Source organism: Marinomonas sp. KMM3893 (genome assembly GCF_004352855.1).
GTDB lineage: Bacteria > Pseudomonadota > Gammaproteobacteria > Pseudomonadales > Marinomonadaceae > Marinomonas > Marinomonas arenicola.
The window spans coordinates 792,959-818,856 of the sequence record NZ_SJSC01000001.1 but is presented as its reverse complement, the minus strand read 5'-3'; the positions used below and the strand labels follow the sequence as shown (position 1 = coordinate 818,856).

The window sequence follows — 25,898 nt, the reverse complement described above, 5'->3', positions numbered from 1 at the left end:
TGCGACTACACTACAAGCAGTTAAGTAATTCGTACCTTATTGAAAGCACATATTGGAGAAGACAATGAAATGTAAAGCAGCTGTTGCTTGGGGCCCAGGCCAACCACTTAAGATTGAAGAAGTCGATGTTCAAGACCCACAAGCGGGTGAAGTTCTTGTGCGTATGGTGGCAACGGGTGTTTGTCATACGGACGCTTTCACTCTGTCTGGTGAAGACCCAGAGGGTGTGTTTCCTGCCATCCTAGGCCATGAAGGTGCAGGTGTAGTAGAAGCGGTAGGTGAAGGCGTGACCACGCTAAAACCTGGCGATCACGTTATTCCACTATACACAGCAGAGTGTGGCGAATGTAAATTCTGTAAGTCTGGCAAAACCAACCTTTGTAGCGCCGTTCGCGAAACACAAGGCAAGGGCTTAATGCCAGATGGTACTAGTCGTTTTAGCATTAATGGTGAGCCAATTTTCCATTACATGGGAACCTCTACTTTCTCTGAATACAGTGTCGTTCCTGAAATTTCTCTGGCGAAAATCCACGTAGACGCGCCATTGGAAAAAGTGTGCTTGCTAGGTTGTGGTATTACCACGGGTATTGGCGCGGTATTGAATACGGCAAAAGTAGAAAAAGGTGCCACAGTCGCGGTCTTTGGTTTGGGCGGCATTGGTCTGTCGGTTATCCAAGGTGCGCGCATGGCCGGTGCTTCTCGCATTATCGCGATCGATTTTAATGAGTCTAAGTTCGAGATGGCGGAGCAATTTGGCGCTACAGACTTTATTAACCCGAAAAAATTCTCTGATCCGATTCAGCAAGTGATCGTAGAAATGACGGATGGCGGTGTAGATTACTCTTTTGAATGTATTGGTAATGTTCAGGTAATGCGCCAAGCACTTGAGTGCTGCCATAAAGGATGGGGCGAATCCATTGTCATTGGTGTGGCGGGTGCAGGCCAAGAAATCTCAACGCGTCCATTCCAATTGGTAACAGGTCGAGTCTGGAAAGGGTCTGCTTTTGGTGGCGTAAAAGGTCGCAGCCAATTACCTGGTTACGTAGAAGATTACATGAATGGCAAGATCGAAATCGACCCATTTGTCACGCACACAATGCCACTTGAAGACATCAATAAAGCCTTTGATCTAATGCATGCAGGCGAGAGTATTCGTACTGTTATCCTTTTTGATAAGTAAGTTTTTTGATTCGTTTGCACGGTGTTTGCCGTGCAAACTCAAAGGAAGCTAACGATGGAATTATTATCCAATACAAAAAGCTTTGGTGGCTGGCTGAAACGCTATCGTCATGAAAGTTTGTCTGTTCGTGGTGAAATGACGTTTGCAATCTATTTGCCGCCGCAAGCTGAGACGCAAAAAGTGCCTGTTTTATACTGGTTGTCAGGTTTAACCTGCACGGATGAAAACTTTATGCAGAAGGCGGGAGCGTTCCGAAAAGCCGCAGAGCTAGGTTTGGCCATTGTTTGTCCAGATACCAGCCCGCGCGGAACGGACTATCCTGGAGAGCATGAAAGTTACGACTTTGGTTCAGGCGCAGGTTTTTATGTAAACGCCGAGGTTGCACCTTATTCCAATACGTACCATATGTACGATTATGTGGTGCAAGAGTTGCCTCATTTGGTCGAAACGCACTTTCCTGTGACGGATCAACGTTCTATTTCTGGCCACTCTATGGGTGGGCACGGCGCCTTGATTTGTGCGCTTAAAAACCCAGGTAAATACCAATCTGTTTCTGCTTTTGCTCCCATTACCAACCCAACTCAATGCCCTTGGGGCGAGAAAGCGTTCGCTGGTTACTTGGGAGAAGATCGCAAAGCATGGAAAGAGTGGGATGCCACTTGTCTAATCGAGAAAGCAGAAGAGCGTTTACCTCTGTTTATCGATCAGGGTGAAGCGGATAATTTCTTGGTGGAACAGCTTAAACCAGAGGCGCTCGAAGTTGCATGTGAAAGCGCAGGACACCCAATTACCTTGCGTCGTCAGCCTGGTTACGACCATAGCTACTTCTTCATTGCCAGCTTCATTGATGAGCATCTAGAGTTTCACTCTAAAGCATTGAGCTAGTCTCTAGTGGAAGGCGCTGCCGCGCAGTAGAAATGCATTGAAAAGCGAGCGACTGCTCGCTTTTGTTGTTTTTATCGGTGTGCTATTTCGCCGTCAATAAGCAACGACAAGTCGATATTTAAAAAGCGGCTATTTGGAATGGGCAGCGCAAGCGAGGTTTGGTTTATGTTTGTTTGTGATCTACCCTTTTGAAAGTAGGCGAAGCATTGTTTTATTATCTAAACCGCATTTTCTGACTATTGCGTTTATGGCTATCACTGTTTTCAGTGAGGCCAGTTGTGAACGATTAACAAAAAAGAGGTCTATATGGATGTGCCTAAAAAACCTTTAAATGAAGCTGAGAGGCTGCATGCTTTAAGGGCGTTAAAAATTCTGGATACGTCTCAGGATGAGAGGTTTGATCGTATTACGCGTATGGCAGCACGCATATTTAGAGTGCCGATTACATTGGTTAGTTTTGTTGATGAGTCACGCCAATGGTTTAAATCTAGCCAAGGGCTAACGATCCAAGAAACACCAAGAGATGTTTCTTTTTGCGCCCATGTTATCAATCAAGATGATATTTTCGTTGTGGCTGACACCTTAAAGGATAGTCGTTTTTTTGATAATCCCTTGGTGCTCAATGACCCCTATATACGCTTTTATGCAGGCTATCCTCTGGCGTTACGGCCAGGGATTAATCTAGGGACTTTGTGCCTGATGGATTCCAAACCACGTGAGTTAAGTCGGGAAGACATGAGCCTTTTGCAGGATTTTGGCGCCATGATCGAGCAAGAAATAAAATCCATTCAATGGGCTACATTTGATGATCTCACCATGATTTCGAGTCGACGTGGTTTTCTGATGTTGGCAGAGCATGCGTTGAAAGTGTGTGTGCGTAAGAAATTATCGGCCACACTTATCTTATTTGACCTAGACAAATTTAAGCTAATCAACGATCTGCATGGGCATTATGAAGGCGACTTTGCGCTGGTTCGGTTTGCAGAGACCTTGCAGCAAACTTTTCGAGAAAGCGACATTACTGGGCGTTTCGGCGGTGACGAGTTCATTGTAATGCTTTCAGGCACGAACCTTGAAGATGTTCACTCGCTGCTGGTGCGTTTTGACAAGGCGGTTGCGGAGATGAATGCTCGCATCAATAAGCCTTATCAGGTCGAATTCAGTGCTGGCATGACGTTTTTTCCTAGTGAGAGTATAAAGTCCATCGATGAAATGATCGAAGAAGCGGACGCTGCCATGTACGCAGAGAAGAACAAGAAGAAGTCTCGAATGATTGGCTCTGAATAAAAACTAGTGGCTCATATCGTCAGTCAGCATGCAGACAAATAAAAAGGAGAACCTAGGTTCTCCTTTTTATTTGTCTGCTGTTGGACGGCTTAGTTAAACGAAGCCCAGATAATGGCGACAACTAACACAGGGCATACGAAGCGCACATACCAAGGCCAAATTTTTCCAAACAAGGAGTTGCGGAATTCCGCAAAACCGCTTTCCAGCTCTTTGAATTTTGCATTGCGGTTCCAAACCCAGCCGCCAAATAAGCAAAACATTAATGCCGCGAAGGGTTGCAAGTATTGTGTCGACAAGGTCGCGACTAAGCCAAACATGGCACCGAAATGATACACAATCACGCCGCTAAACAGGGCAATGATGCTGCCTAGCACCCAGCTTGTTGGCGTACGTTTGGTGTTGAATCGTTCTGACACTAACGCAACAGGGCACTCTAACATTGAGATAGAAGAGGTGAGTGCGGCTATGGTTAATAGTAAGAAAAAGACCACGGCAAACAGTTGTCCGAATAAGCCAAGGCTATTAAACATGAGTGGAAGAACAGTAAACACAAGAGTGTCTGAGCTTAATAGTGAACCATTGTCGGCGTAAATCTGTACGCCATTGTGCATAGCAACAAACATAGCAGGGAGCACGACTAAACCAGCAACAAAAGCCACTGCGGTGTCGATGCAAGTGACGCTGAATGCCATTTTCGGCAGATTTTCTTTTTTGCTTAAGTAGGATCCGTAGATCAACATAGAGCAACCGCCGATGGTCAGCGAGAAAAAGCCTTGTCCCATGGCCGCTAGAATGAGTTTGCGATCCCAAATTCGATCGAAGTCAGGGATTAGGTAGTGTTTTAACCCTTCCATCGCGCCTTGTTGCATCATGATATAAATAAAGAGCACTGCAAACAGTAGGAATAGCGCAGGCATAAGACGGGTAGACCACTTTTCAATACCGCGTTTAACGCCCCCTTGAACGATTAAAATAGTAAGTACATAGAAGACAATGGTGCCAAATAGGTTACGCTCAATACTGAAGCCTTTTAACCAGTTTGCTTGTTCTGTTAGGCCTAATAGACCAGCGATGGCGGCCAGCATAAAGCAAATAATCCAACCACCGACTATGCTATAAAACGCGAGTACCGCGCTGGGAACGCTGAGTCCAAGCCAACCAACCAAAGCACCAACGCGTTTTGCGCTAGGGTTTTGATTAAGCGAGCGCATACTGTCGACAGGGTTGGCTTGCCCATAACGTCCAATGGCCATTTCGACGACTAACATAGGAAAAGCAACGACGAAAATTAATACCAAATAGACAAGTAGAAAAGCGCCACCACCATTACTTGCCGCTTGAGTGGGAAAGCCCCAAATATTACCTAGGCCGACCGCCGCGCCTGCGGCGGCTAATACAAAGCCAAGGCGAGAGCCGAAGGTTTCTCGGGTATTTTCGTTTTTAGCACTTTCGTTCATTACAACCACTTTAGATAGACAAAAAATTGCCAGTAACCTAAGTGAAAACCAGTAAAATAACAAGGCTATTTGAAGTGCAATCGAAGAAGATGGCATATTAAGTGCCGAGGCTTAGGCGACTGGTGCAGACGGTTTGTTAGCATTTATTTACTTTTAAAAAAGGGTCCGACATGCAGTATTCGATTTTAATTACAGGGTGTTCAAGCGGGATAGGTTTGGAAGCCGCGAAAATGTTGCAACAACGAGATTTTCTGGTCGTCGCGAGTTGCCGTCGAGAAGAGGATATTGAAAAGGTGAAAGCGGCGGGTATTCGCCATGTGGTGCAGTTGGATCTGGCTGATTCAGCGTCCATTGAAAAAGGCTTGCAAGACACGTTAGCTCTAACGGGCGGTCATTTATACGCGCTGTTTAATAATGGGGCGTATGGGCAACCTGGTGCTGTTGAGGATTTATCCGTTGATGTATTGAAAGCGCAATTTAATACCAATTTTTTCGGCACTCATGAACTGACCTGTAAAGTATTAAAGCTGATGTTGGCTCAAGGCTATGGTCGAATTGTTAATAATAGTTCGGTCTTAGGTTTGGTCGCTATGCCATTTCGTGGTGCTTACAACGCCAGTAAGTTTGCCCTAGAAGGGTTAACGGATACCTTGCGTTTAGAATTGAGAGGGACGCCGATTAAGATCAGTTTGATTGAGCCTGGCCCCATTGAAAGTCGTTTTAGAGCCAATGCATTGATCGCATTAAGAGATAATGTGGATAGTTCACAAAGTCGACATAAACAAGGTTATGAAGAGGCAATTGAGCGTTTATCCAAAGAAGGGCCAACCTCGTCTCAAACATTGCCAGCCAGTGCAGTGGTTAAAAAACTGCTGCATGCATTGGAGTCACAACGGCCTAAAGCGCGTTATTACGTAACCACACCGACGTACATTGCAGGCATATTGAAACGTCTTCTACCAACCTGCTTACTGGATCTATTGATGAGTAAACAAAGTAACTAGGACGTTATGACTTCTGTGTGTTTGTTTGCCTATCTAGCCAGTGATCTATGCTGGCTAAATAGGCTTCTCTTGCAGGTAATTGAGAGAGAAATAAGTCATGAAAGCCATTAGGGATGGAGGCTGTTGATAGTTGCCCAAAGGCTTTGGCTGCGGCTTCTTGCATGCTCTTCACATTCAGCACACCATCGCCTCGCTGCATATCTGCAACCGTTTTTTTATCCACTGTGCTGAATTCTGAATGACATAGCAGCGTCGGAATCTCAATGCGTTTCGTGCTGAGTTTGCGCTGTGCTAAGACAATTTGTTTAAGCCAATGAAATGATAAGGGATAGCCCGCAGCCGGTTTCCAATCCAGACGGTAATCCCACTCCCCGCCAAAGACTGTGTGCAATGTTTTACTGTAAAGAGTGGCTTTTTTGGTGTGTAAAGAAGCAAAAGGAAACAGAGTAACCAGTGCATAAATAGGGCAACTTATCCACTGCAGCGTTTTAGGAGAAAAAGGCAAGGCTAAAAACGGGCTGTTTAAAATAACGCCACACACCTCTGGAAAGGCCGTTTGGTAAATTTGTGCTCGTTCTTCTGAGCGATAAGGCTGAGCTAAATAGGTTGCGGTAATAAGCCCACCGGTTGAGTGCGCCAGCAAAGTCACCTTATCGACCCCATCTGCCTTCATAGTGGCTAAGGCGATGTCTAAGTCTTGTCCGTACTGTTCAATCGAGTCACACCAGTTTGGGGGCGTATTCGGACGAATTGAACGGCCATAACCTTGTAAGTCCAGCGCATAAAATCGATGGCCCTGAGTAATAAAGTGCTCAGCTAAATCGGTTTGGAAAAAATAATCTGTGTAGCCGTGAATGTATAAAATAGCGTGCGTGGCGTGCTGTGCGCCGAGGTGATTGATTAAGGTGGTATGGGTTTCTCTTTTGGCACCTTGGAAAGAAAAGGTACGGGCGCGGTAACTCGCTCCCAATAGGTCTTCGTGGTCGTTAATTTGCTTCCAGTGTTGTCCTATTGGTGCGCTCATAATGTTCTTCTTTTAATCGTTGAGTCGTGTTTTAGCCAAACAGATTATCGCCTAATTGATCGATTGTCAGCTTGGTTTTACGCATTGTTATTTCAATGCATTCATCGCGGTTAGGAATCAGATCCGAGCGGATGAATTGGTGGACTTTTTGCGCATCGCCTTCGCCTTTGGTGATGGTTGCCGCAACGCGATATTGGCCACCTTCCGCCATTGGTGCAGGAATGATTTCAAAGCCTTTGTATTCGACGGCTTCTTCTGCCGCTTCAGGGGCACTTTCGCCACCAGAAAATAGACCTTTCAGTCCGGATAAAATACCCATGATGTTCTCCTGTTATATGATCTATTTAGTGTGATCTCGTCTATTTTTCGGTGATTTTCATTATTAGTCAAATGTTCTGAGCGGTTTTTTGGGTATTTCTCCCATTAAAATCATTTGTAGATGCTCGTAAGATAGCGTGCTAGATGAGGTATAATTGCACAACGATTTTTTGAGAGTGAACAAGCAATGACAGCACAAGTGAATAACCCATTACATGGTGTTAAATTAGAAAAAATAGTTTCCGATTTGGTTGAGCATTTTGGTTGGGAAGAGTTGTCGATTAGGATCAATATCAATTGCTTTAAAAGTGACCCATCGGTGAAGTCGAGCTTAAAGTTTTTGCGTAAAACCCCTTGGGCAAGAGACAAGGTAGAGGCGCTTTATCTAGAAACGTTTTGTTAGTTTGCAAAACGGACCTGTTGGCTAAACACAGACGGCATTGCGGCCTGCGTTTTTAGCCTGATAGAGTTTGGTGTCGGCAAGGCGTAAGGCGTCATTCATTCGCCCTCCTGGCGAGGAGCGCGCCACGCCAATACTAACGGTAAGGCGCAAACGCAAGTCGTGATTATGGAAAATATAGTGTTCGATGGCGTGGCGTATTTCTTCTGCTTTATGTTGTGCTTCTTGATGACTTTGCTTGTCGAGTACAATAACAAACTCTTCACCCCCAAGGCGATAAACCGCATTGCTATCCACATGGTTTTGTAGGCATTCAGCCACTTCAACTAGAACGTAATCTCCAATACCGTGGCCAAATTGGTCGTTGACCCGTTTAAAAAAGTCTATATCTACCAATAATACATTAGCCTGAGCTGAGTGTTGTTCTAATTTATCAAAGCACTTTTCTAAAGCATGGCGATTCTTTACGCCAGTCAAGGCATCATTGAGCGCCATTTTATGTAACTGGTTTTTATCTTGATAGTGCTGTTTTTCATATAAATGACATAAAGACCAGATGAAAAAGTGAGCGAGGCTGTAGTTTGTCATTGCCCGATAAGAGATGAAAAAATCGGATGGTAAATGATAAAAGATGACATAAAGGCTTGGAAATAAAGCCACTAACGTGAAATAGAAACCTTGCTTTGAGCCAAACATAATATAATAAATAATTGGCAGGGTAAGTCCCCAAAGAATAGAAAAGCCTCTGATGTCCGCATGATAAGCGGCAAAGTAAATCAGAAAAGTGATTAAGCCTGCGAGTGTATAATATTGGACGGTTTTTACTCGGCCTGATGTGGCAGCCCAAAAACAATAAAAACTGTAAAGTGAAATGCCAATTTCAATAAAGCCTATGATGGGGGTGTTCAAATAAAAAATATTGATGGGGCTGTAGAGCACCATTAATATTCCCAAGAGGAGGCTGAGGGTTTTCTGCAGAGAAAGGCGTAACGAAGTTGTTTTTTTAGTAAAAATCATAAATCACATCGCAGTCCATTGTCGATAAACTCAAAAGAGAGGCCAGTACCACTGAGAAAGTTATAGTGGATTTGGCCATTTGACTCTTTTTAATTGAGTAGTAAGTCGTCCTTGATCGGGTAAAACCTTGTCGCTGCATTCACTAGAGAATTTGCTGTTAGCATGGGTACTCCATAAACTTCGACTTGGGTATGGTATTTATCGTCAAGCTTTTGTGCGAGTAAATCAAAGTCACCATCGCCGGATGCTAATACCAAAATGTCACTGTCTGGCCCATATTCCATCGCATCTAAGGTGATGCCTACGTCCCAATCTCCCTTACTAGAGCCGTCAGCACGCTGAATATAGGGCTTTAATTTCACTTCAAAGCCAATGGCTCGGAGAATGTTTTGAAACTGGCGTTGTTTTTCATCGCCTCGGTCGACGGCATACGCAATGGCCTTAACCACGTTTCTACCTTGCGTGATTTTTTTCCAGAAGACGTTGTAATCAAAGCGACGGCCATACGCCTGCCGGGTTGTGTAATAAATATTTTGGACATCTACTAAAATGGTGACGTTTTCCATTTACCGCTCGATTTTTTTAAGGATCTCCAAAGATAAAGTAGTTTAAACAAACGGACAAGAAAATACGTTGCGCAGTCTAATTTACGTCAATTATTTTTGTATTTGTCTTATTACCTTGCGGCAAGATTCATCTCAGATTCTCGATAAAGTGATTTGTTTTGAAACAATGTCATTAGCGTGGCAAGTTTAATCGCTTGTTTGGGCATCATTGAAAAAGAAAGGCGTTGAGGTCTGGTGAGAAAATCTTGGATTTGTGTCGCTATATGTTCCGCTTGTATTGACTCGTAAGGTGCCAATCCCGTGTTATTAATGAGTGTTTTAAGAAACGCTAACGTGTCTTTATTATTTCGTGTATTTTGCGCATTGGGCCAAATATGTCGAGTCAGTCCATTATCTTGAAAGCGAAAAGCAAGGTTATGCAGCGCAATACTGTCACCATATAAAATAGGCATGGCATCAAGTTGCCCTAATGCCATAGACGCAAGGAAATCAGAGCGCAGTTCATTTAGGGAGAAATTAGCATCTAAAATGTCCATATTACTGGTTAACAAGAGTTTGCCTACTTGAGAAATATCCAGCGTGAGGCTGGAGTTGATATTGTTTCCTTTGGGCGTGGATAAAAAACGCCCGTGTCCTGCTAGCTGTTTTATTCCCGCAATGGCCATAAGGCGCCGAGTGTCTCTAGCGAGCGGTTGCGAGCGGCTGTCAAACTGAAACTCAATGTCTAATTTTGGGTAAATAGCGGGAAGGGAATTGAATTTGATTTGTGAGAACCTGAGCCAAGGGGCATTTTTATTGCCTATAGAGATGGAGTGCAGAGTGGGGGTTAGCGTCAAAGGGTCAAAACTGATTTTTTGATAATGGATGAGCGGTGTTAAGCCTGACTCTTGTATCTGATCATCGATCATCTGTATGGCGTAGCGAGTACCAAAGTATTTGAGCGCCAAAAAAACGGCACCGACCAACAATAAGCCAATAATGGCCGTGATCATCATGAAGCGCTGTTTTTTCTGGTTCGGCAGAGCTGTAGAATGCATGTAACCCTCTATATAATGAGCTTCAATATCCGCAAAGTAACCGCGAAACCTCTGCTTTAAGAGCGAATGAATGACGTTCGCTTATGTGTACGAGCATGGAATCTTATAAGAAATCTCTTTAGATAGACAAAACCTTTCTATTTACGTTCCTCTCTCTCTTGGCGTCTTGATGTTCACTCTGTGGGGTGGTCGTTTTATCCTCAAATCGGCTAACGAACCATCTATCTATTTTATAGATGGATGGCAACTACAATCTATCTGAATAAAGGTTGATAATAGCCTTAAATATTCCGTTCTAAGGAAAAGAAATGCGCACGACATTTGATAGGCTCAGACATACCATTGGCTTTGAAGTATTTGGTTTGATCATTTTGACTTTAGGTATCAGTCAGCTGATGAGCATGGATATGAAGAAAATTGGCGTGTTGGCGATTGCGTTCTCGCTCATTGCCATGGGTTGGAATTATTATTACAACATTCTGTTTGATCGGTTTATGCTCAAAAAAACAGGACGTGTTCATAAAACAACGCTGGTTCGTGTACTTCATGCGCTGATATTTGAGTTGGGTTTACTGACGATCAGTTTGCCGATTATGGCATGGTGGCTAAATATTAGTCTTATTAGTGCCTTTGCACTCGATATGGGGATAGTCGTTTTCTACTTGGTTTACGCCTTTGTTTATAACCTAGTTTACGATTATGTGTTTCCTATACCAGCGGCAAAAGCCTAATAAAGCGGACCATGGCCGCGCTGATGCCATCGACTTAAGTGCGGTCGTTTTATGCGTTGATGCAAGCCCAAATCACTTTCACTGTGGGTAAACAAAGAGAGGGTAAGATCAAATTTATGCAAATCTGAGGAATTTAGTCCCTTAAGGTTTCGCAGGCTTCCTAGGCAAACTGATATCTTTATAATAAGCGCGTACCATAGAGAAAATTATTTGCATAAACGGGAGTCAGCTATCTCATCTTTGATACCAAGGGAACAAGATCTGTGGTTTTTACCTCTGGGAGGAACAGGGGAAATTGGCATGAATATGAACCTTTATGGTCATAACGGCCAATGGCTAATGGTAGATTGTGGGGTGTCATTTAATGAGCCACTTAAGCCAGATGATCTTCACACTGCAGAAGTGGTGTCGGCCGATCCAAGTTTTATCTCAGCACAAAAAGAACGCCTCGCGGGCATTGTCATTACTCATGCTCATGAGGACCACGTGGGGGCATTGCCGTTTTTATGGCGCCGCTTCCAATGCCCTGTTTACACCACTGCCTTTACCGCCGAAGTGCTACGTCGCAAGCTCGTCCAAGTCGGATTGGCCGATGAGGTGCCGGTGATTGTCGTTAATGAAAATGAAACACAACAGATTGGTGTTTTTTCGGTGTCTTGGCTGGCGTTAACTCATTCTGTCCCAGAGCCGTTTGCGATGACGATTAATACCCCAGCAGGGAGTGTCTTTCATACTGGTGATTGGAAAATTGATAAACAGCCGATTATTGGTGAAGGGTTTTCCCCCTCGCGTTTTCAAGCGCTGGCGAAAACGGGTGTGAAAGCGATGGTGTGTGATTCGACTAACGCATTGCGAGATGGGCATTCGTTGTCAGAAAGTGAGTGTTACGAGGGGCTGTTACAAGCCATAGCGCCTGAAAAAGGTCGTGTTGTCGTTGGTTGTTTTAGCAGTAATGTGGCAAGACTCGTCGCCTTAGGGCGAGTCGCAAAAGAGACAGGGCGTTATTTGGCCTTGATAGGTCGCTCGCTGATTAATATGGTGGGGGCCGCCAAAGCCACTGGCTATTGGCCGGATGATGTGCCCGTCATTGACTCGGCTCACTTAGGCTATTTGCCAAGAGAAGAGGTGTTGGCGGTTGTCACGGGTAGCCAAGGTGAACCGAGAGCGACGCTTAATCGATTGGCCGCTGATAATTGTTTTGATCTCAGTTTGGACGCGGATGATCTGGTGATTTTTAGTGCCATGATGATCCCCGGAAATGAAGCGGCGATTATGCGATTGGTTGAGCAGTTTAAAGGGCGAAAAATCCGCACCTTACAGCAGCAAGATACGGCGCTTACTATTCATGTGAGTGGGCATCCCTGCAAAGACGAACTGAGCCAGTTGTACTCTTGGGTGCAACCTGAAATAGCGGTGCCTTGCCATGGTGAAGCCGCGCATTTAGAGGCCAATGGGCAAGTGGCGAAAGCCAGTCAGGTACCTCGCCAATTGATTGGCCGCAATGGCGATTTGTATCAATTGGCACCACAAATCTGTGTTCGCCGTCAGTTAGTAAAAACCTCTCGAATTGCGTTGGCTCGTTAGAAGTATGCGCCGCGTTTCGGCGTAGACACGCTAATCAGTCAAGGGTGCAAAGACGGTTTTTGCCTGCTTGCCGGGGATTTCTTTGGCGAGCCTTGGCACTAGGTAGCCAGGCAATTCTGCCGCTACTTTTCCCATTAGACGTTGTGCTTGCTCAATACTGATATCAAAGTGAGCGGCCCCGTCTACTGGGTCTAAGGTGAACATGTAATAAGGCAATAAGCCGGCTTTAAACACGGCTTCACTGAGATTGACTTGCGCGTCTACTGTGTCGTTTATCCCTTTTAATAATACGCCTTGATTCAACAAGGTAACGCCCGCTTGCTTTAATTGTGTGGCGGCGTGTATTACCTGATCGTCCACTTCGTTAGCGTGGTTAATATGCCACACCATAATGATGTCCAGACGACTTTTTTTGATCCAATGCAGCATCTCATCACATACTCGTTGCGGAATCACCACCGGCAAGCGTGAGTGAATTCGCAATCGTTTGATCTGAGGTAAGGACTCAAGCTTAGCCACCTTATCGGCGAGTAACGAATCCTTCATCATCAAAGGGTCTCCACCACTTAGAATCACTTCGTTTACCTCGGGGTGAGCGATTAAGTAGTCGATGACGGATTGCCATTCTGACTGAGCTAATTGGTTTTCACCGTAAGGGAAATGGCGACGAAAACAATAACGGCAATTTACGGCGCAGCTGCCAGCCGCAATCACCAATAGACGGCGTTTGTATTTATGAACAATGGCTTTTTGCGGAGTGTGATCCGCTTCTTCTAATGGGTCTGCCGTGTAACCAGGGACGACTTGCATTTCTGCGGCGCTGGGCAGAATCTGCAGTAAAAGAGGGTCCTTTGGATTACCGCTTTCTATGCGTGATAAATACGGACGTGGCACCAATAACTTAAAGGCCGTTTGAGCGTCACCGCCGTCTTTTACCATACTGGTTGGTAGATTTAGGTGCTGGATAAGTTCAGGTAAGCTCGTTAACGCCTTAGAAAGGTGTTGCGACCAAGTGAAAGTACTGTCTGTTTGAATCGGGATCACGTCAAATATCTGCAAAATAGAGTTAATTTGGGTTATGATTAGCGCCAACTTATTTCAGGCCGAATAGGCCTTAGGCTCTTTGAGATCTTCGCAAACGTTCTTTTATTGTTAAAAAGATGTTTGCTGAGATCGTCAGGCTGACATGATACGTCAGTTGGGGCCTTTTCTCTAAAAAATACACGGTGAGGATGTATGGCTAATATTTCTACTAGCGAAATGCGCAGTGGTACCAAGGTAATGGTTGATGGTGATCCATGTGCGATTTTGGATAACGAACACGTTAAACCAGGTAAAGGCCAAGCGTTTAACCGCCTAAAGTTGCGTAACCTTCGTTCCGGTCGTGTTTGGGAGCGTACCTTTAAGTCTGGTGATACGCTAGAAGGCGCTGATGTCATGGAAACTGACATGGAGTACTTGTACACCGACGGCGAATTCTGGCACTTCATGATGACTGACGGTTCTTTCGAGCAGCACGCTGCAGACGAAGCGGCGGTAGGCGACACAATGAAGTGGCTTAAAGAGCAAGAGAAGTACGTTATTACTCTATACAACGGCGCACCTCTTGCCGTTACACCTCCTAACTTCATTGAGTTGGAAGTGAAGGAAACAGATCCAGGTGTTAAGGGAGACACGGCGAACGGTGGTTCTAAGCCAGCTTTCTTAGTAACAGGTGCTATGGTTCGCGTTCCTCTATTTATCAATATTGGCGAAGTATTGCGTGTTGATACGCGTACTGGCGAATATGTATCACGTGCCACCGGCAAATAATCCTCTAAAATAAGGTGATTATTTCTCTTAAAAAGCCTTCAATGTTTGCGCATTGAGGGCTTTTTTGACTCTATTTCCCCCCCTTTTAATAAGGCGTCTTTTAATTGAGTGGCGTTTTGTTTTTCTTGTGTATTGATAACCATTATCGAATGGTTAAATCCAATGTGCTTTTTCTATCACAATAAGGATCATCTATGACTCTGTGCCTGTTTTACATCAGGAATGTTGTGAAATAAGGCTTTAAATCCTTGTTTTATAAGACAAAAATAAATTTATAAGCGGTGTTTTTTTAAAGATACTGACGTTATTGTGCGTTATCTGTGTTTTTAACGACTTTTCGCTGTGATTTCTCTTCTCTTTTTCGGCATTAGAAGAAATCTTCATAATCCTGTTTTCTTGCGCTCATCTTCCTCTGTTCAGATACATAAAAAATGAACTTCTCTGTTTATAGTACCGCCGCATAAAAAAAACGCAGAGGACCGCTTTCATGAAAAGAACAATATTAGCTTTTGCTATACCGGCAGTGACCAGTATGGTAGCGCCAGCATACGCAGCGAATGTTTATAACACTGGTGGACAAACACTGGATGTTTATGGGCGTGTGGAAATTGATGCCACCAATGCTGGTGGTAACAATTCAGATTCAGATAAGTACACGACAGATACGCAAGGTGATATGACATCCTCTGCGCGTTTGGGATTAAAAGGTTCGACTCAGATCAACGAAGACGTTTCCATATTTGGTAAAGCTGAGTGGCAAGTGGCGGGCGAAACCAGTGATGGCAACAAGTTCAAAACACGCTATATGTACCTTGGCGCAGATTTTGGGGAAGACGGTAGCGTCTCCTTTGGCCAGCAGTACACGCCTGTATATACCAGCCTAGTTAGTACGATCGATATTTTTGACCAATGGGGAATGGAAGCTCAAGGTGGTCTGTATGGGGAATCTCGACAATCTGGCCTTGCGATTTATTCCAATCACTATGGTCCTGTTACGGTTCAAGCCAGTTATCAGTTTCATAATGAAGATGGTACAGATGTCACCGGTACCAATGTGGGCGAAACCGAGAACGATGTACAGAATAACGCCTACTCAGCCGCGGCGGTTTACGATACAGGGATTGGACTAAATCTGCGCGCTGCATTTGCTAATCAAACCTTTGAAAATGACGCCAAAATTAATACCTATGGGGCAGGGGCGGATTACGCTGTTGGAAACCTCTACATGGCGTTTGTGTATTTGGGCGCTCGTGCAGATAACGGGGCCTCATCGAACTCTGAAACCAACATAGACTCATACGACTTAGTTGGTGCGTATAATATTAATCAATACCGCTTGTACACAGGCTATGGAGTGCAACGTCGTTCAGGTAGTGCGCTGACAGACGCCTATGAAGCTGTCAGCTCCTACAAGCTAGGCGTTGAATACAACATTACTTCGAATGCCTTAACCTGGGTAGAGTATCGTCACAACAATGGCGACCTAGATACTAACTATGCGTCTTCAAGTGATTTCAACTATGACGATGCATCACAGCATCTTGGTACAAACGAGATCGCCGTTAGTGCTCAATATAACTTTTAAGCTTCCTTACCTTAGTTGAGGTTAACATTCCTTATTAAGTGAGGCTTAAAGCAAAAAAGACGAGATGTTTTTCATCTCGTCTTTTTTTTGTCTCTTTATGACAAGCTCACGATGCGGTACCTATCGTGAGTTATTGTTTAGACAGTATTTTATCAACAGAGTAAGAACCTGCGCCGCTGATCATCAAAGAAACAGCCACCACGAATAAAGTCAGAGCATATTCATAGCCATTGTTTGCCATGAACAAACCGTTGGAAATGTGCACAGAGAAAATAGCCACTAACATAGTGAAGGCAACCACAGCAGAGGCTGGGCGAATTAATAGGCCCAGTAACAGAGCCAAGCCGCCAAAAAATTCACTAGAACCAGACAGCAGTGCCATCAAATAGCCAGGGTTAAGGCCGATCGAGGCCATCCATTGACCGGTTCCTTCTAAACCATAGCCACCAAACATGCCGAACAATTTCTGTGAACCGTGGGCCATCAAAACAAGGCCAACTGGAACACGTAATACTGTGCTAGCAATACCGGAAGTAGTGTGAGTAATTTTCTGAACGAATGTAGACATATTGACCTCAAGAAATAGACTGTTTGAATTGCCACTTACTATAATCAAACTTGTCGAATAAGAATAACGAAGATTTTTAACGGAAACCTTCAAAAATTTTGATGTGGGTTTTAGTTGTTAAAAGAAAGGGTCAGAGATTCGAAGATTAAAAAATACGCTAATGTAAATCGTGTATCTTCAGCCCATTTGTCGAGAATGCCTCTATTTAGTGGGCTATTGCCATGATTGAAGGCAGTTTGCTTCCGCTTACTCATCCCATTCTATTTGTAGTATTAAGAATAATTTATACGCTATTGTTTCTATTTTGTCTTGAGTTTGTAAATAAATGTCATAAAGTATGAGTGGCGGTAGAGAAAAATAATGATGTTTAATACTCAATACCTTTTTCTAATAGAGGGTAGTTTGCTTGGAGATCAATATGAAACGATATTCACTACTAATGTGCATGGCGGTTGGCGCTTTATTCGCAAGCGTAAATGCGCAGGCGGCAAACCCAGGACAAAGTGCTGAACGGTGTCTGGATGTGTCTACAAATTCAAACCGTTCTCATAACCTTATTTTTAAAAATCGATGCAGCTATCAAATTTTTGTCGTCTGGTGTGGCGACCTGAAATACAGCAAAAAAGAATGTGGCGACGGGCCTAGAAACACCTACTACACACAATCTGCCAATATCCGTGCGTATGGCGAAAAAGCCACAACATTGAAAAGTAGAGGCACTTATGAATACGCCTCCTGCAAAGGAAAAATTGGCTTTGACTCTAAAGGAATAGAGCATTCTGCATATAATAATGGCCGTTACCGTTGTACCCGCTAATAGACACTAGTTCCCTGTAGATGACTAAAAAGCTCGATCCTGTGTCGAGCTTTTTAGTTTTCTCCACTACAGTCTTACTCTTTTTTAGCTTGCAAGGCTGCGATGACCTCGTTGGTTAGCGTGATTGTCGCGATGACTTGGCTGATGTCGTCTGGGTCTCTTTTGATGCTGAAACCAAGGTGTTTGCAGAAGGTGATCATGCGTTTATTTTCTGCCAAAACAATACCTTGCATAACTCGAATCCCTTTGTCGGCAGCGGCCAGAAAAAGCTGTTTCATCAAGTAAGAGGCCAAACCTTGGCCTTGAAACTCATCGTCTAATACCACGGCAAATTCACAGCTTTGGTCATCGAAATTATCAATATAACGCGAGGTGCCGATTAAGCGTTCTTTGCCGTTTATCTCATGAACTGCCATGAAGGCCATTTCTCGATCGTAATCGATATGCGACATACTGGAGAGCATGCGTGGCGTAAGTTCTTCAATATTCGAGATAAAGCGTAAGTAGCGGGTTTCTTTCGACATTCCACGGACAAAATCTGCAATCAGAGGGGAATCCTCGGGGCGAACTGGCCGCACTGTGGTGTTGCTGCCATCTCGTAATGTTAGGTGACTGACCCATTGTCGCGGGTAAGGCTGAATCGCCAAATGGTCGTAGCGACGTGCGTTGCTACAAGGGGCAAGCGTGATGGCAATGTCACCGTTTAAACAGTCATATTGGTCTATGTAGAGCTTGCTTAATTGTAAGGTTTGGCATTCAGGCAGTTCACACGCCAGGCTGGAGACATTCAGTAGTAATGCTTCCACTTGAGGGTAATTGCCAGGTGGTAATAACTGGGAAATAAGATCCCTTGCCAACAGTGTATTGAGTGGTGGTAAACCGACGACTTCGCTTTTTTGCGGAGAACCCTGATCAGACCCACCTAGGGCAACACCTATGGCGGTACCAAAAACAGGGTCGCGAAAAATCCGTACATGCAAAGCTGCCTTGATGACACTCTGCGAACGAGGGAACTGGGCGAAACTCAGGTGAAATAAAGCCAATACAGGGGCGAAATCGGCGGCGCAGAGCTGTGTCTTCCCTTGACGGATGAAGGTCTTAAGATGCTTTCTCGCTTGTTCTATATTGACTTGTTGACTGGCGGCATTACTGTCAGGAGACTGTTTTGCAAGCTGTTGGTTGCGCTGGAATTGCTCTAGAAATTGAAAGCCTTCAATGGCGGTTTCAGGCGTGCGAAATGTTGGGATTCCTGCTTCATTGAGGCGAGTTCGCATAGAGACAATATCGCCACCACCAAGTAGACACACCATGATGAGCTTTTTCTGTTTACGATGCAGTGCGATGACTTGCTCGTAAAAGGAAGACAGATCAATCAAGGCGGTTGGGCTTAACATTAATAAGACGGCACCGCAGGATTTACTGCTTAACGCCGTTTGTGCCAGATCAACAAAGACATCGCTTGGGCAACTCGCCCAGACGGTGCTGACTGGGCCGATATGACCGCGTTGATCGACAATGTTTTCCAATTGTTCGCGCAGCACTTTATCAGGTTCTAATAACGACAGATTCAACTCCGCGGCCCGTTGAGCAGCCAATTCCCCAGGCCCTGCGCCATTCCCTATGATCATCAAGGCGCCTTCTTTAATACGGCGCGCATTGGTCATGACCGAAGCGGCACCGATCAAATCGTTTAAGCGACGGCCTCGTACCGCCCCTGTTCGCATCAAGGCCGCGTCTAATACTCTTGGGTCGGCGCCTAGGTTGTGCTCGGTTACCACGGCGACCGGTTTACTGCGACTTGCTGCGCGCAAGCTGCTTAGAAAACGGGTTGGTTGGCCGACACTTTGTAAATACATCAAGATGGCTTGGCTTTCAAAATCGTTAGATAGAAAGTCGAGTACCTGAGAAGGCATGACATCGACCGGTGACCCCATCGCCACCACTTGTGAAAAGCCAATACCTTGCCAGCTAGCCCAATCGACAAGCGCGCTCGCGACTGTGCCAGACTGTGACATGAGTGCTAATCGTCCAGGGAGGGGGTGCGTGAGCCCTAGCCAAGCTGAAATACCTTGTTTTGGTCGACAGATTCCGAAGCTATTTGGCCCTAATAGACGCACATTATGTTGTCTTAGGTGGTGTTGAATATCGCTTGGTGGCTCGCCAGTCCAAGAAAGCATTAGCAAGGCGTGAATGCCAGCTTGACTGCAAGCGGCGATGATTTCACTCATTGGTTGCGTGGTTTTACCGGCCAGGATCGCTAAGTCGTAGGGTTGAGTGAGTTCACTGAGAGAAGAGTAATGCTTAATCGGCGAGTTTTCAGCACCCCAATGTGGCTTGACTCCGACAAGGGTGAGACCCTTATTGTTTTTACTCAGCGCCTTCAATAAGGCGGTGAGAATAGGGTCTGCCGCATCCTGCCCCGTCAGAACGACCGTGGAAGAGGGGGCTAAAAGCGCTTGCAAAGCATGCTGTGACACAGGGACTCTCCTCTAAAATGCATACCCAATATGGGCGTGTAGACCATAGTAGGATAGCGCATTTGGCTCGATTTATGTTTTGATTTCACTCAGAATAAAACGAATTGCTTAGCGCATAAAAGAATAATAACGGATGGAATGAAGATGACGACCGCGTACATTACTCACAACCATTGTGACAAACATGACATGGGCGAAGCGCACCCTGAATCCCCCCAGCGTTTGGGGGCGATCCGTGATCGTCTGATTGCAGGGCAGTTACTTGACTACCTACGCTGTGTCGAGGCCTTACCTGCGACACAAGCGCAATTGAAGGCTGTCCATGATTCTGCCTACGTTGATTCCATTTTTGCGAAAGCACCAGAGCAAGGCCATATTGAAATAGAGGCCGACACCCTGTTGATGCCACACAGTCTTGCGGCTGCGGTGCACGCAGCTGGCGCGGTTGTACAAGCAGTGGATCTGGTGATGAGTGGCAAAATGGATAATGCATTTTGCGCGGTAAGGCCGCCTGGCCATCACGCTGAAATAGACCGCGCAATGGGCTTTTGTTTCTTCAATAACATTGCCGTAGGCGCCAAGCATGCGCTGACACATGGTGGTGTGAAGCGCGTGGCCATTATCGATTTTGATGTACACCACGGCAATGGCACAGAGGCCATTTTTAAGGGCGACCCTAATGTGCTGTATGCGTCGAGTTATCAGCATCCTTTTTTCCCCTATGCGGACCCAGGGGCGTCCCATGACAATATAATGCACATGCCTTTGGAAGCCGGTTCTGGTGGTCAGGAATTTCGCACCGCAATGACGGATGTGCTCTTCCCTCGATTAGCGTCTTTCCGACCAGAGTTGATTATGATTTCTGCTGGATTCGATGCGCATAAGTCTGATCCTATGGGGCAACTGCGTTTAGAGGACAGTGATTTTCAATGGATAACGGAGCAGCTTGTTACTATGGCAGAGCAATACTGTCAGGGGCGTATTGTCTCTGTATTAGAGGGCGGCTATCACTTAGATGCATTAGGGCGATGTGCATTTAGCCATATTCGAAGCTTGATGAAAATGTAACGTCGTGGCGATTTTTTTATCGTGTTTTTCGTCATTTAGGGCAATAAAGACGAGTAAATAACCACTTTTATTGAAACGTTTTCCGCGCATCAAAAAGGCTATGTTAAAATAGAAACGGGCAGATCTTTGTTGTCCCATCATTATTTGAAAGTTGATCTTTTGGTCTAGGATTCTCCATTAAAGATCAGGTTTTTCTATTGGGTATTACAGGCCGCGAGCAAGGTGTTATTTAGTCTCTTGGTTTGTTTCAATGGTCTATTTTTGATGCGCTATTCTAAATTTAAAAAGCACATGCTAACCCTTTCCCTTGTCAGCTTGATCAGCATGGTTGTTTTGCTGTTTGTCATTGTTTGGCACCTTTATAGCTCCATACTCAAAGAACGAAAAATTCTGATTCACTCTCAAGTAGATACAGTCATGAGCCTAATGCATGAGGTTTACGAAGACGCTCTTGAGGGAAAATTAACCAAGGCTGAAGCACAGCATCAGTTTTTAGAATATATAGAGAAACTTAAATACTCAGACAATGGTTATTTTTGGGTCCTTAACACCAAAGGGGTGATGTTAATGCACCCTTATAATAAGAGCAGTGTGGGCCAGTCTTTAATTCACTCTAAAGACAAAGATGGCAAGTTCTTTGTGAAGGCGTTTATTACAACCACTCAACACAGCGGCAGTGGCTTTGTGTCTTATTATTGGCCAAAACCGGATGACGAGGTGTTGGCGCAAAAACTCAGTTATGTGGCGCTGTTTAAACCCTGGGGCTGGATTGTCGGTACTGGCTTGTATGTAAGCGATTTAAATCGTGAGATTGTTAGCCAAATTTATATCGGCTTACTCATTATTATCGGGTTGTTTTTATTAAGCATTTTCGTTTCGTTGCAATTATATAAACGCTATTTAACAGAGCTTAGAGAGGTGGCTATTTTTGATCGATTGACGCGTCTTTATCGGCGCAGCTATTTAGATGAAATAGGCCCTAGAATGCTTAAAGAAGAGCACTCTTTACCTTTGTCAGTGATATTTTTTGATATCGACTTTTTTAAAAAAGTAAACGACCAATACGGTCATAATTATGGCGATAATGTACTGTCAGCCATTAGCAGTATTATCCAAAAAGAGTTATTGCCTCACAAAAATGTATTTCGTTATGGTGGGGAAGAAATGGTTGCTCTGCTGCACGCTACTGAAGAAGAATGTCGAATGTTTGCAGAGAAAGTAAGACTTGCAACAGCCAAGCATGTTTTTCATTACTCCGACAGCGAACATTTTCATATTACGATAAGTGCCGGTGTCGCCGTGGCGAGCCCACAAGATTCCTTCTCTGATATGGTGAGAAGAGCCGATCGATGCATGTATTTTGCCAAAGCAAGAGGGCGTAATAAAGTCGTGACAGAATCTGAGGTTCGTGGACTTCCAGAAGAATAAAAGGCGCTATTTTCAGCAAAACCTCCTCTACTAAGAGGAGGTTTTGTTATGATTGTGTTTATTTAATCGAGCCTTTTTTATGTACGACGCATCTTTGTGGCAACCCAGTGCTGATATCGCGATTTTGCAAAAGCGTGCTCAGCTTTTTCAGACCATTCGTGGTTTTTTTAGCCGCCGAAACGTGATGGAAGTGGACACCCCTTGTTTGTCGTTAGCGAGCATTACTGACCCTCATATTGAGGTGCTGACCAGTCACACACAATCGCTTGGAAAGTCACTGACTTATTATTTGCAAACCTCCCCTGAATACGCCATGAAACGCTTGTTGTGTGCTGGTTCTGGTTCTATTTATCAGCTAGGTAAGGTGTTTCGCGCGGAAGAGATTGGCCGTCGCCACAGTATTGAATTTACTATGTTGGAGTGGTATCGCGTTGGTTTTGATCACTGGCAATTGATGGATGAGATAGAGCAATTACTAGCGTGTGTCTTGCAAAATGATGCATTGAAATGTGAGCGTTTAAGCTACCAGCAGGCATTTCTTCGTTATCTTGATTTGGACCCCTTTACGGCGTCGTTGCGTCAGTTGCAAGAATGCGCCCATAAACACACAGAATATGGCCTGCAAGAAGAAGACAGAGACACCTTGCTAGAATTGATTTTTGCGAGTGTGATTGAGACGGCTATTGGTCAAAATGAGCCTTGTTTTATCCATGATTATCCGACTAGCCAAGCGGCGCTGGCGAAGATTTACCAAGATGCAAAAGGTCAGTCAGTAGCGGCTCGCTTTGAATTGTATTGGCAAGGTATGGAACTGGCCAATGGCTACTATGAACTAACGGACGCAGAGGAGCAGCAGCAGCGTTTTAACGAGGATAAGCAATCCCGGCAAACTCTAGGCTTGGCGGAACGACAGTTTGACGAGCGCTTAATCAGCGCCCTCCAGGCAGGCTTGCCAGACTGTGCAGGTGTTGCCTTGGGCATTGATCGACTGTTAATGCTGTTGTGCGAACAGCAACACATAGAAGCGGTGCTGCCGTTTGCTCATCAGCGGGCTTAAAAGGTTAACTATGGCCGTCTTACTCGAAGGTCTTTATCCACTGCGCTTCGCTTAACGGCTTGGAAAGATGATAGCCCTGTAGATAATCCACGCCTATGTCCACAAGGTAATCGTGTACTGCTTGGTTGTGGACAAATTCCGCCTGGGTTTTTATCCCTAGAGAATGAGCCAGCTTGTTAATGCTAAGCACCAATTTCTGCATTTTCTCATCGTGATCAATATTTTTGATGATGCTGCCATCCAGTTTGAGAATGTCAGGGTCCAATGAAATAAGCTTCTCCAAATTGGAATAGCCAGCGCCGAAATCATCAATCGCCAATAAAGCCCCCGCTTGACGAAATTCTGCCAGAATCGGGTTGATCCATTCGTAATCTTGGATCGACTCGGATTCGGTAATCTCAAGGGTTAAGCGGCCTGCGACTTGATTACGCTGAAAGAAACTTTTTAACGTATCCAGTGTGGCTTGATGTTTAAAATCCAATATCGACAGATTCAGCGCGACCTTGATATCCGGGTACTGCTTGAGCAAACGCTCGCATTGAGCCAGCATCAGTAGTGTGATTTTTGGGTAAAGCTGAGTTTGTTTTATCAAGTTTAAGAACGCGAAAGGGCCAATGATTTCGCCATTTATTTGCACTCGTAAGAGCGCTTCCGCGCCGACTTGCTGAGTCGTCTGGCTATCAAAACAAGGCTGGAAATACGCAAAAACCTGATCGTTTTCTAACGCTTTTCGAATGCTTTGAATCCACTCTAAGTTTTCCCCAGAGCCAGATTGATGCTGTATGTCCCCATTCCAAGAGAGCGGCAAATTGCTGGTTTGAGCAAAGCGTCGTGCTTCACTGGCTTTTATTAATAAATGCTGGTGTTGGCACAAAGTATGGCCGTTGTGGTCTTTGGTCGACGCTAAGCCAACGGACAATGTGAGGGTGAGTAAATTTTTTGCCGAGTCGGTAGTTAAAAAAGCCCTGTCTTCTATTTTCTCAATTAATTTATGGAAGACTTGTAGGGTTCTTTTCGGGGTGATTTTGGTCTCAATGGATACGGCGATTTCATTGGCTGACAGTCGATAGCATACGAACCCCAGTTCAGTACCATCGAGCGTTAACTGGTGTTTTATATGATGGGCCAATTGAGCCAATAGATCGTCGGCGACACTGTACCCATATTGCTCGTTAATTAAGCGGAAGTTACGTACTCTTATCACCGCCAAATGCAAAATATCATCGTGTTTCTGCAATCGATTTAGTAGTGCAAAGCGATTGAGTAAGCCGGTTTGAAAGTCATAAAGCCAGTTGTTATCCGTGTCATTATTTTTTAATAAAGACAAAGCCTTACGTTCTTGTTCAATATCTAATAACGTATTGTTAATGAGATTGAGAATAGGGAATATAGGGTTTTCGTTCGCAGGTAGGGTAAGCGTTTGTTGGTTTTTTTGTTCGCTCACTGCTGATTCGCTAAATGCCAAATAAGTGAGGGCGTGCTGGCGGTTATGAGTACCAAACTGCGAGCTGTAAAACTCACCGTAACAATAAGGCCCATTGAGTGTCTGCGAAGAGCCAATAAGCGCTAGGTTCTCTGTTGGCGATTCGCTATTAACGTCATTGCGACTGATGCATTTGAAGACAAAGACGCTTTCAGGCTGCAAGGTCTCTAACTCTTGTGTTTTCAAGGTGGCCGAGTAGATAGAATGCGATGGGTTAATATACAAAAATTGAACCTGAGCACCTTCCGCTAGCGGCTCACTCATGGTTAATGCGCCATCGGCTTCTAGTTGCATAGGGATGGCATTAATTTCAAGACTATCGTCCACGGTTTGCAATGCAAATTGAGCCGCGATGGGCAGCTGTAGTCGTTCACCATTTGTTAGATAGCGCTGATACACTTGTTGAGCCGGTAAGTGATCCAAGCATTTTAAGATATTGCCTTCGCTGGAGGTCACCAGCATCCGCTGACCAATGCGAATACTGTCGACAAAAATGTCTCTGTGTACCAATAAATTTGGATTGACAAAGCCCACGGCCAGGGCGTGATTTTGCAGTACATTGTCTTGATACAAAACCCAGCTCTGTGTCGCATCAGACAATCCCGCGCGTCCCCCGCTTATTAAACAATCATGTTCATTTGGGTAACTGAAAAATTGGTTCGAGAGAAAACCGTGGTTATCGGTTAACACAATATAAGAAGCAGCTTGTTGAGAACCTAGAGTGGTGATTAAGGGTTCAAACAGTGCTTGGCCGACCTGTTGAGTTTGTTGTGAAAATGGCGCGCTATTATGAATGAGTTGGGTGTTGTCAAAATAAGAGAAAATGACCGTCATCCCAGTGGCTTTAATGTCACCATTGTAAATATGGCGATCACAAGCCATGCCGATGCGACACGCGGTAGGAAACAACCTTGTCAGTGATGAAGCCCATGTTGCCATTTCTTTAACAGGAGTAGTGCCGTATATTTGGATTAAATCAGGTATTTCTTGGTCTTTTATCTGCGAAATAAACGACGCGAGTGAAGTGCAATAAAAGCTATTGGAATACATTCCTACTGACCATCTTCCTTAATTAACGTGTAACGCATGCGAGTAGGAAGCAAAATGCCTTAA

General features: G+C 44.7%; 23 protein-coding genes. 13 read left to right on the top strand and 10 right to left on the bottom strand.

The features are described 5' to 3' along the window. The first annotated feature begins 64 nt into the window (after positions 1-64). From E0D71_RS03740 to E0D71_RS03730, 3 genes are all read left to right on the top strand, one after another. The gene (locus E0D71_RS03740) at positions 65-1,180 is read left to right on the top strand and encodes an S-(hydroxymethyl)glutathione dehydrogenase/class III alcohol dehydrogenase (protein ID WP_133001935.1); all 1,116 of its coding nucleotides are present in this window, start codon (positions 65-67) and stop codon (positions 1,178-1,180) included. 54 nt (positions 1,181-1,234) lie between these two features. Further along, positions 1,235-2,065, top strand: coding sequence for an S-formylglutathione hydrolase (gene fghA / locus E0D71_RS03735; RefSeq protein ID WP_133001934.1), 831 nt, complete (start codon positions 1,235-1,237; stop codon positions 2,063-2,065). A gap of 306 nt (positions 2,066-2,371) precedes the next feature. After that, positions 2,372-3,352, top strand: coding sequence for a sensor domain-containing diguanylate cyclase (locus E0D71_RS03730; protein ID WP_133001933.1), 981 nt, complete (start codon positions 2,372-2,374; stop codon positions 3,350-3,352). Between the two features lie 89 nt (positions 3,353-3,441). Here E0D71_RS03730 and E0D71_RS03725 read toward each other — a convergent pair whose 3' ends face one another. Next, positions 3,442-4,809 (bottom strand): sodium-dependent transporter, encoded by a 1,368-nt coding sequence (locus E0D71_RS03725; RefSeq protein ID WP_133001932.1) that lies wholly within the window; start codon positions 4,807-4,809, stop codon positions 3,442-3,444. A 170-nt stretch (positions 4,810-4,979) separates the two neighbouring features. Here E0D71_RS03725 and E0D71_RS03720 point away from each other — a divergent pair, with 170 nt between their 5' ends. Continuing rightward, the gene (locus E0D71_RS03720; protein WP_133001931.1) at positions 4,980-5,813 is read left to right on the top strand and encodes an SDR family NAD(P)-dependent oxidoreductase; all 834 of its coding nucleotides are present in this window, start codon (positions 4,980-4,982) and stop codon (positions 5,811-5,813) included. A gap of 4 nt (positions 5,814-5,817) precedes the next feature. Here the strand turns inward: E0D71_RS03720 and E0D71_RS03715 are convergent, their stop codons facing one another. Both E0D71_RS03715 and E0D71_RS03710 read right to left on the bottom strand, forming a co-directional pair. Then, the gene (locus tag E0D71_RS03715; RefSeq protein WP_133001930.1) at positions 5,818-6,837 is read right to left on the bottom strand and encodes an alpha/beta hydrolase; all 1,020 of its coding nucleotides are present in this window, start codon (positions 6,835-6,837) and stop codon (positions 5,818-5,820) included. 31 nt (positions 6,838-6,868) lie between these two features. Further along, a complete protein-coding gene (locus E0D71_RS03710; RefSeq protein ID WP_133001929.1) occupies positions 6,869-7,156 on the bottom strand; it encodes an HlyU family transcriptional regulator in 288 nt (95 codons plus the stop codon). Between the two features lie 186 nt (positions 7,157-7,342). Here E0D71_RS03710 and E0D71_RS03705 point away from each other — a divergent pair, with 186 nt between their 5' ends. Next, positions 7,343-7,558 (top strand): VF530 family protein, encoded by a 216-nt coding sequence (locus E0D71_RS03705; protein ID WP_133001928.1) that lies wholly within the window; start codon positions 7,343-7,345, stop codon positions 7,556-7,558. Between the two features lie 21 nt (positions 7,559-7,579). On the opposite strand, the gene E0D71_RS03700 is transcribed toward E0D71_RS03705, so the two are convergent. The 3 genes from E0D71_RS03700 to E0D71_RS03690 form a co-directional block, all read right to left on the bottom strand. Then, positions 7,580-8,572, bottom strand: coding sequence for a GGDEF domain-containing protein (locus E0D71_RS03700; RefSeq protein ID WP_133001927.1), 993 nt, complete (start codon positions 8,570-8,572; stop codon positions 7,580-7,582). 89 nt (positions 8,573-8,661) lie between these two features. Further along, positions 8,662-9,138: an NYN domain-containing protein gene (locus tag E0D71_RS03695; RefSeq protein ID WP_133001926.1), complete on the bottom strand. Its 477-nt coding sequence runs from the start codon at positions 9,136-9,138 to the stop codon at positions 8,662-8,664. 110 nt (positions 9,139-9,248) lie between these two features. After that, positions 9,249-10,175 carry a hypothetical protein gene (locus E0D71_RS03690; protein WP_133001925.1) on the bottom strand — a complete coding sequence of 309 codons (927 nt, stop codon included), beginning with the start codon at positions 10,173-10,175 and terminating at the stop codon, positions 9,249-9,251. Between the two features lie 308 nt (positions 10,176-10,483). On the opposite strand from E0D71_RS03690, the gene E0D71_RS03685 reads away from it, so the two are divergent. Together E0D71_RS03685 and E0D71_RS03680 are read left to right on the top strand one after the other, a co-directional pair. Continuing rightward, on the top strand, positions 10,484-10,906 hold the full coding sequence (locus E0D71_RS03685; RefSeq protein WP_133001924.1) for a PACE efflux transporter: 423 nt from the start codon (positions 10,484-10,486) through the stop codon (positions 10,904-10,906). A gap of 300 nt (positions 10,907-11,206) precedes the next feature. After that, positions 11,207-12,490 (top strand): ribonuclease J, encoded by a 1,284-nt coding sequence (locus E0D71_RS03680; protein WP_207923318.1) that lies wholly within the window; start codon positions 11,207-11,209, stop codon positions 12,488-12,490. Positions 12,491-12,520: 30 nt separating this feature from the next. On the opposite strand, the gene epmB is transcribed toward E0D71_RS03680, so the two are convergent. Then, entirely contained in the window at positions 12,521-13,582 is a 1,062-nt protein-coding gene (gene epmB / locus E0D71_RS03675) for an EF-P beta-lysylation protein EpmB (protein WP_243711917.1), read from the bottom strand. A gap of 144 nt (positions 13,583-13,726) precedes the next feature. Between epmB and efp the strand changes: the two genes are divergently transcribed. Next, on the top strand, positions 13,727-14,302 hold the full coding sequence (efp, locus tag E0D71_RS03670) for an elongation factor P (RefSeq protein WP_133001923.1): 576 nt from the start codon (positions 13,727-13,729) through the stop codon (positions 14,300-14,302). A gap of 487 nt (positions 14,303-14,789) precedes the next feature. Then, complete coding sequence (locus E0D71_RS03665) at positions 14,790-15,887, top strand: porin (protein ID WP_133001922.1); 1,098 nt, start codon at positions 14,790-14,792, stop codon at positions 15,885-15,887. Between the two features lie 130 nt (positions 15,888-16,017). Here the strand turns inward: E0D71_RS03665 and E0D71_RS03660 are convergent, their stop codons facing one another. Beyond that, positions 16,018-16,455 (bottom strand): DoxX family protein, encoded by a 438-nt coding sequence (locus E0D71_RS03660; protein ID WP_133001921.1) that lies wholly within the window; start codon positions 16,453-16,455, stop codon positions 16,018-16,020. 418 nt (positions 16,456-16,873) lie between these two features. On the opposite strand from E0D71_RS03660, the gene E0D71_RS03655 reads away from it, so the two are divergent. After that, on the top strand, positions 16,874-17,272 hold the full coding sequence (locus tag E0D71_RS03655; RefSeq protein WP_133001920.1) for a hypothetical protein: 399 nt from the start codon (positions 16,874-16,876) through the stop codon (positions 17,270-17,272). Between the two features lie 74 nt (positions 17,273-17,346). Here the strand turns inward: E0D71_RS03655 and E0D71_RS03650 are convergent, their stop codons facing one another. Continuing rightward, the gene (locus E0D71_RS03650) at positions 17,347-19,749 is read right to left on the bottom strand and encodes a GNAT family N-acetyltransferase (protein ID WP_133001919.1); all 2,403 of its coding nucleotides are present in this window, start codon (positions 19,747-19,749) and stop codon (positions 17,347-17,349) included. Positions 19,750-19,893: 144 nt separating this feature from the next. Between E0D71_RS03650 and E0D71_RS03645 the strand changes: the two genes are divergently transcribed. The 3 genes from E0D71_RS03645 to epmA all read left to right on the top strand — a co-directional run bounded on the left by E0D71_RS03645 (position 19,894) and on the right by epmA (position 23,302). Then, positions 19,894-20,817, top strand: a complete 924-nt coding sequence (locus E0D71_RS03645) for a histone deacetylase family protein (protein ID WP_133001918.1) — start codon at positions 19,894-19,896, stop codon at positions 20,815-20,817. 291 nt (positions 20,818-21,108) lie between these two features. Then, positions 21,109-22,245, top strand: a complete 1,137-nt coding sequence (locus E0D71_RS03640) for a cache domain-containing protein (protein WP_165942941.1) — start codon at positions 21,109-21,111, stop codon at positions 22,243-22,245. A gap of 79 nt (positions 22,246-22,324) precedes the next feature. Further along, positions 22,325-23,302: an EF-P lysine aminoacylase EpmA gene (epmA, locus tag E0D71_RS03635; RefSeq protein WP_133001916.1), complete on the top strand. Its 978-nt coding sequence runs from the start codon at positions 22,325-22,327 to the stop codon at positions 23,300-23,302. A gap of 19 nt (positions 23,303-23,321) precedes the next feature. On the opposite strand, the gene E0D71_RS03630 is transcribed toward epmA, so the two are convergent. Beyond that, positions 23,322-25,835: an EAL domain-containing protein gene (locus E0D71_RS03630; protein WP_133001915.1), complete on the bottom strand. Its 2,514-nt coding sequence runs from the start codon at positions 25,833-25,835 to the stop codon at positions 23,322-23,324. Between the last annotated feature and the right edge of the window lie 63 nt (positions 25,836-25,898).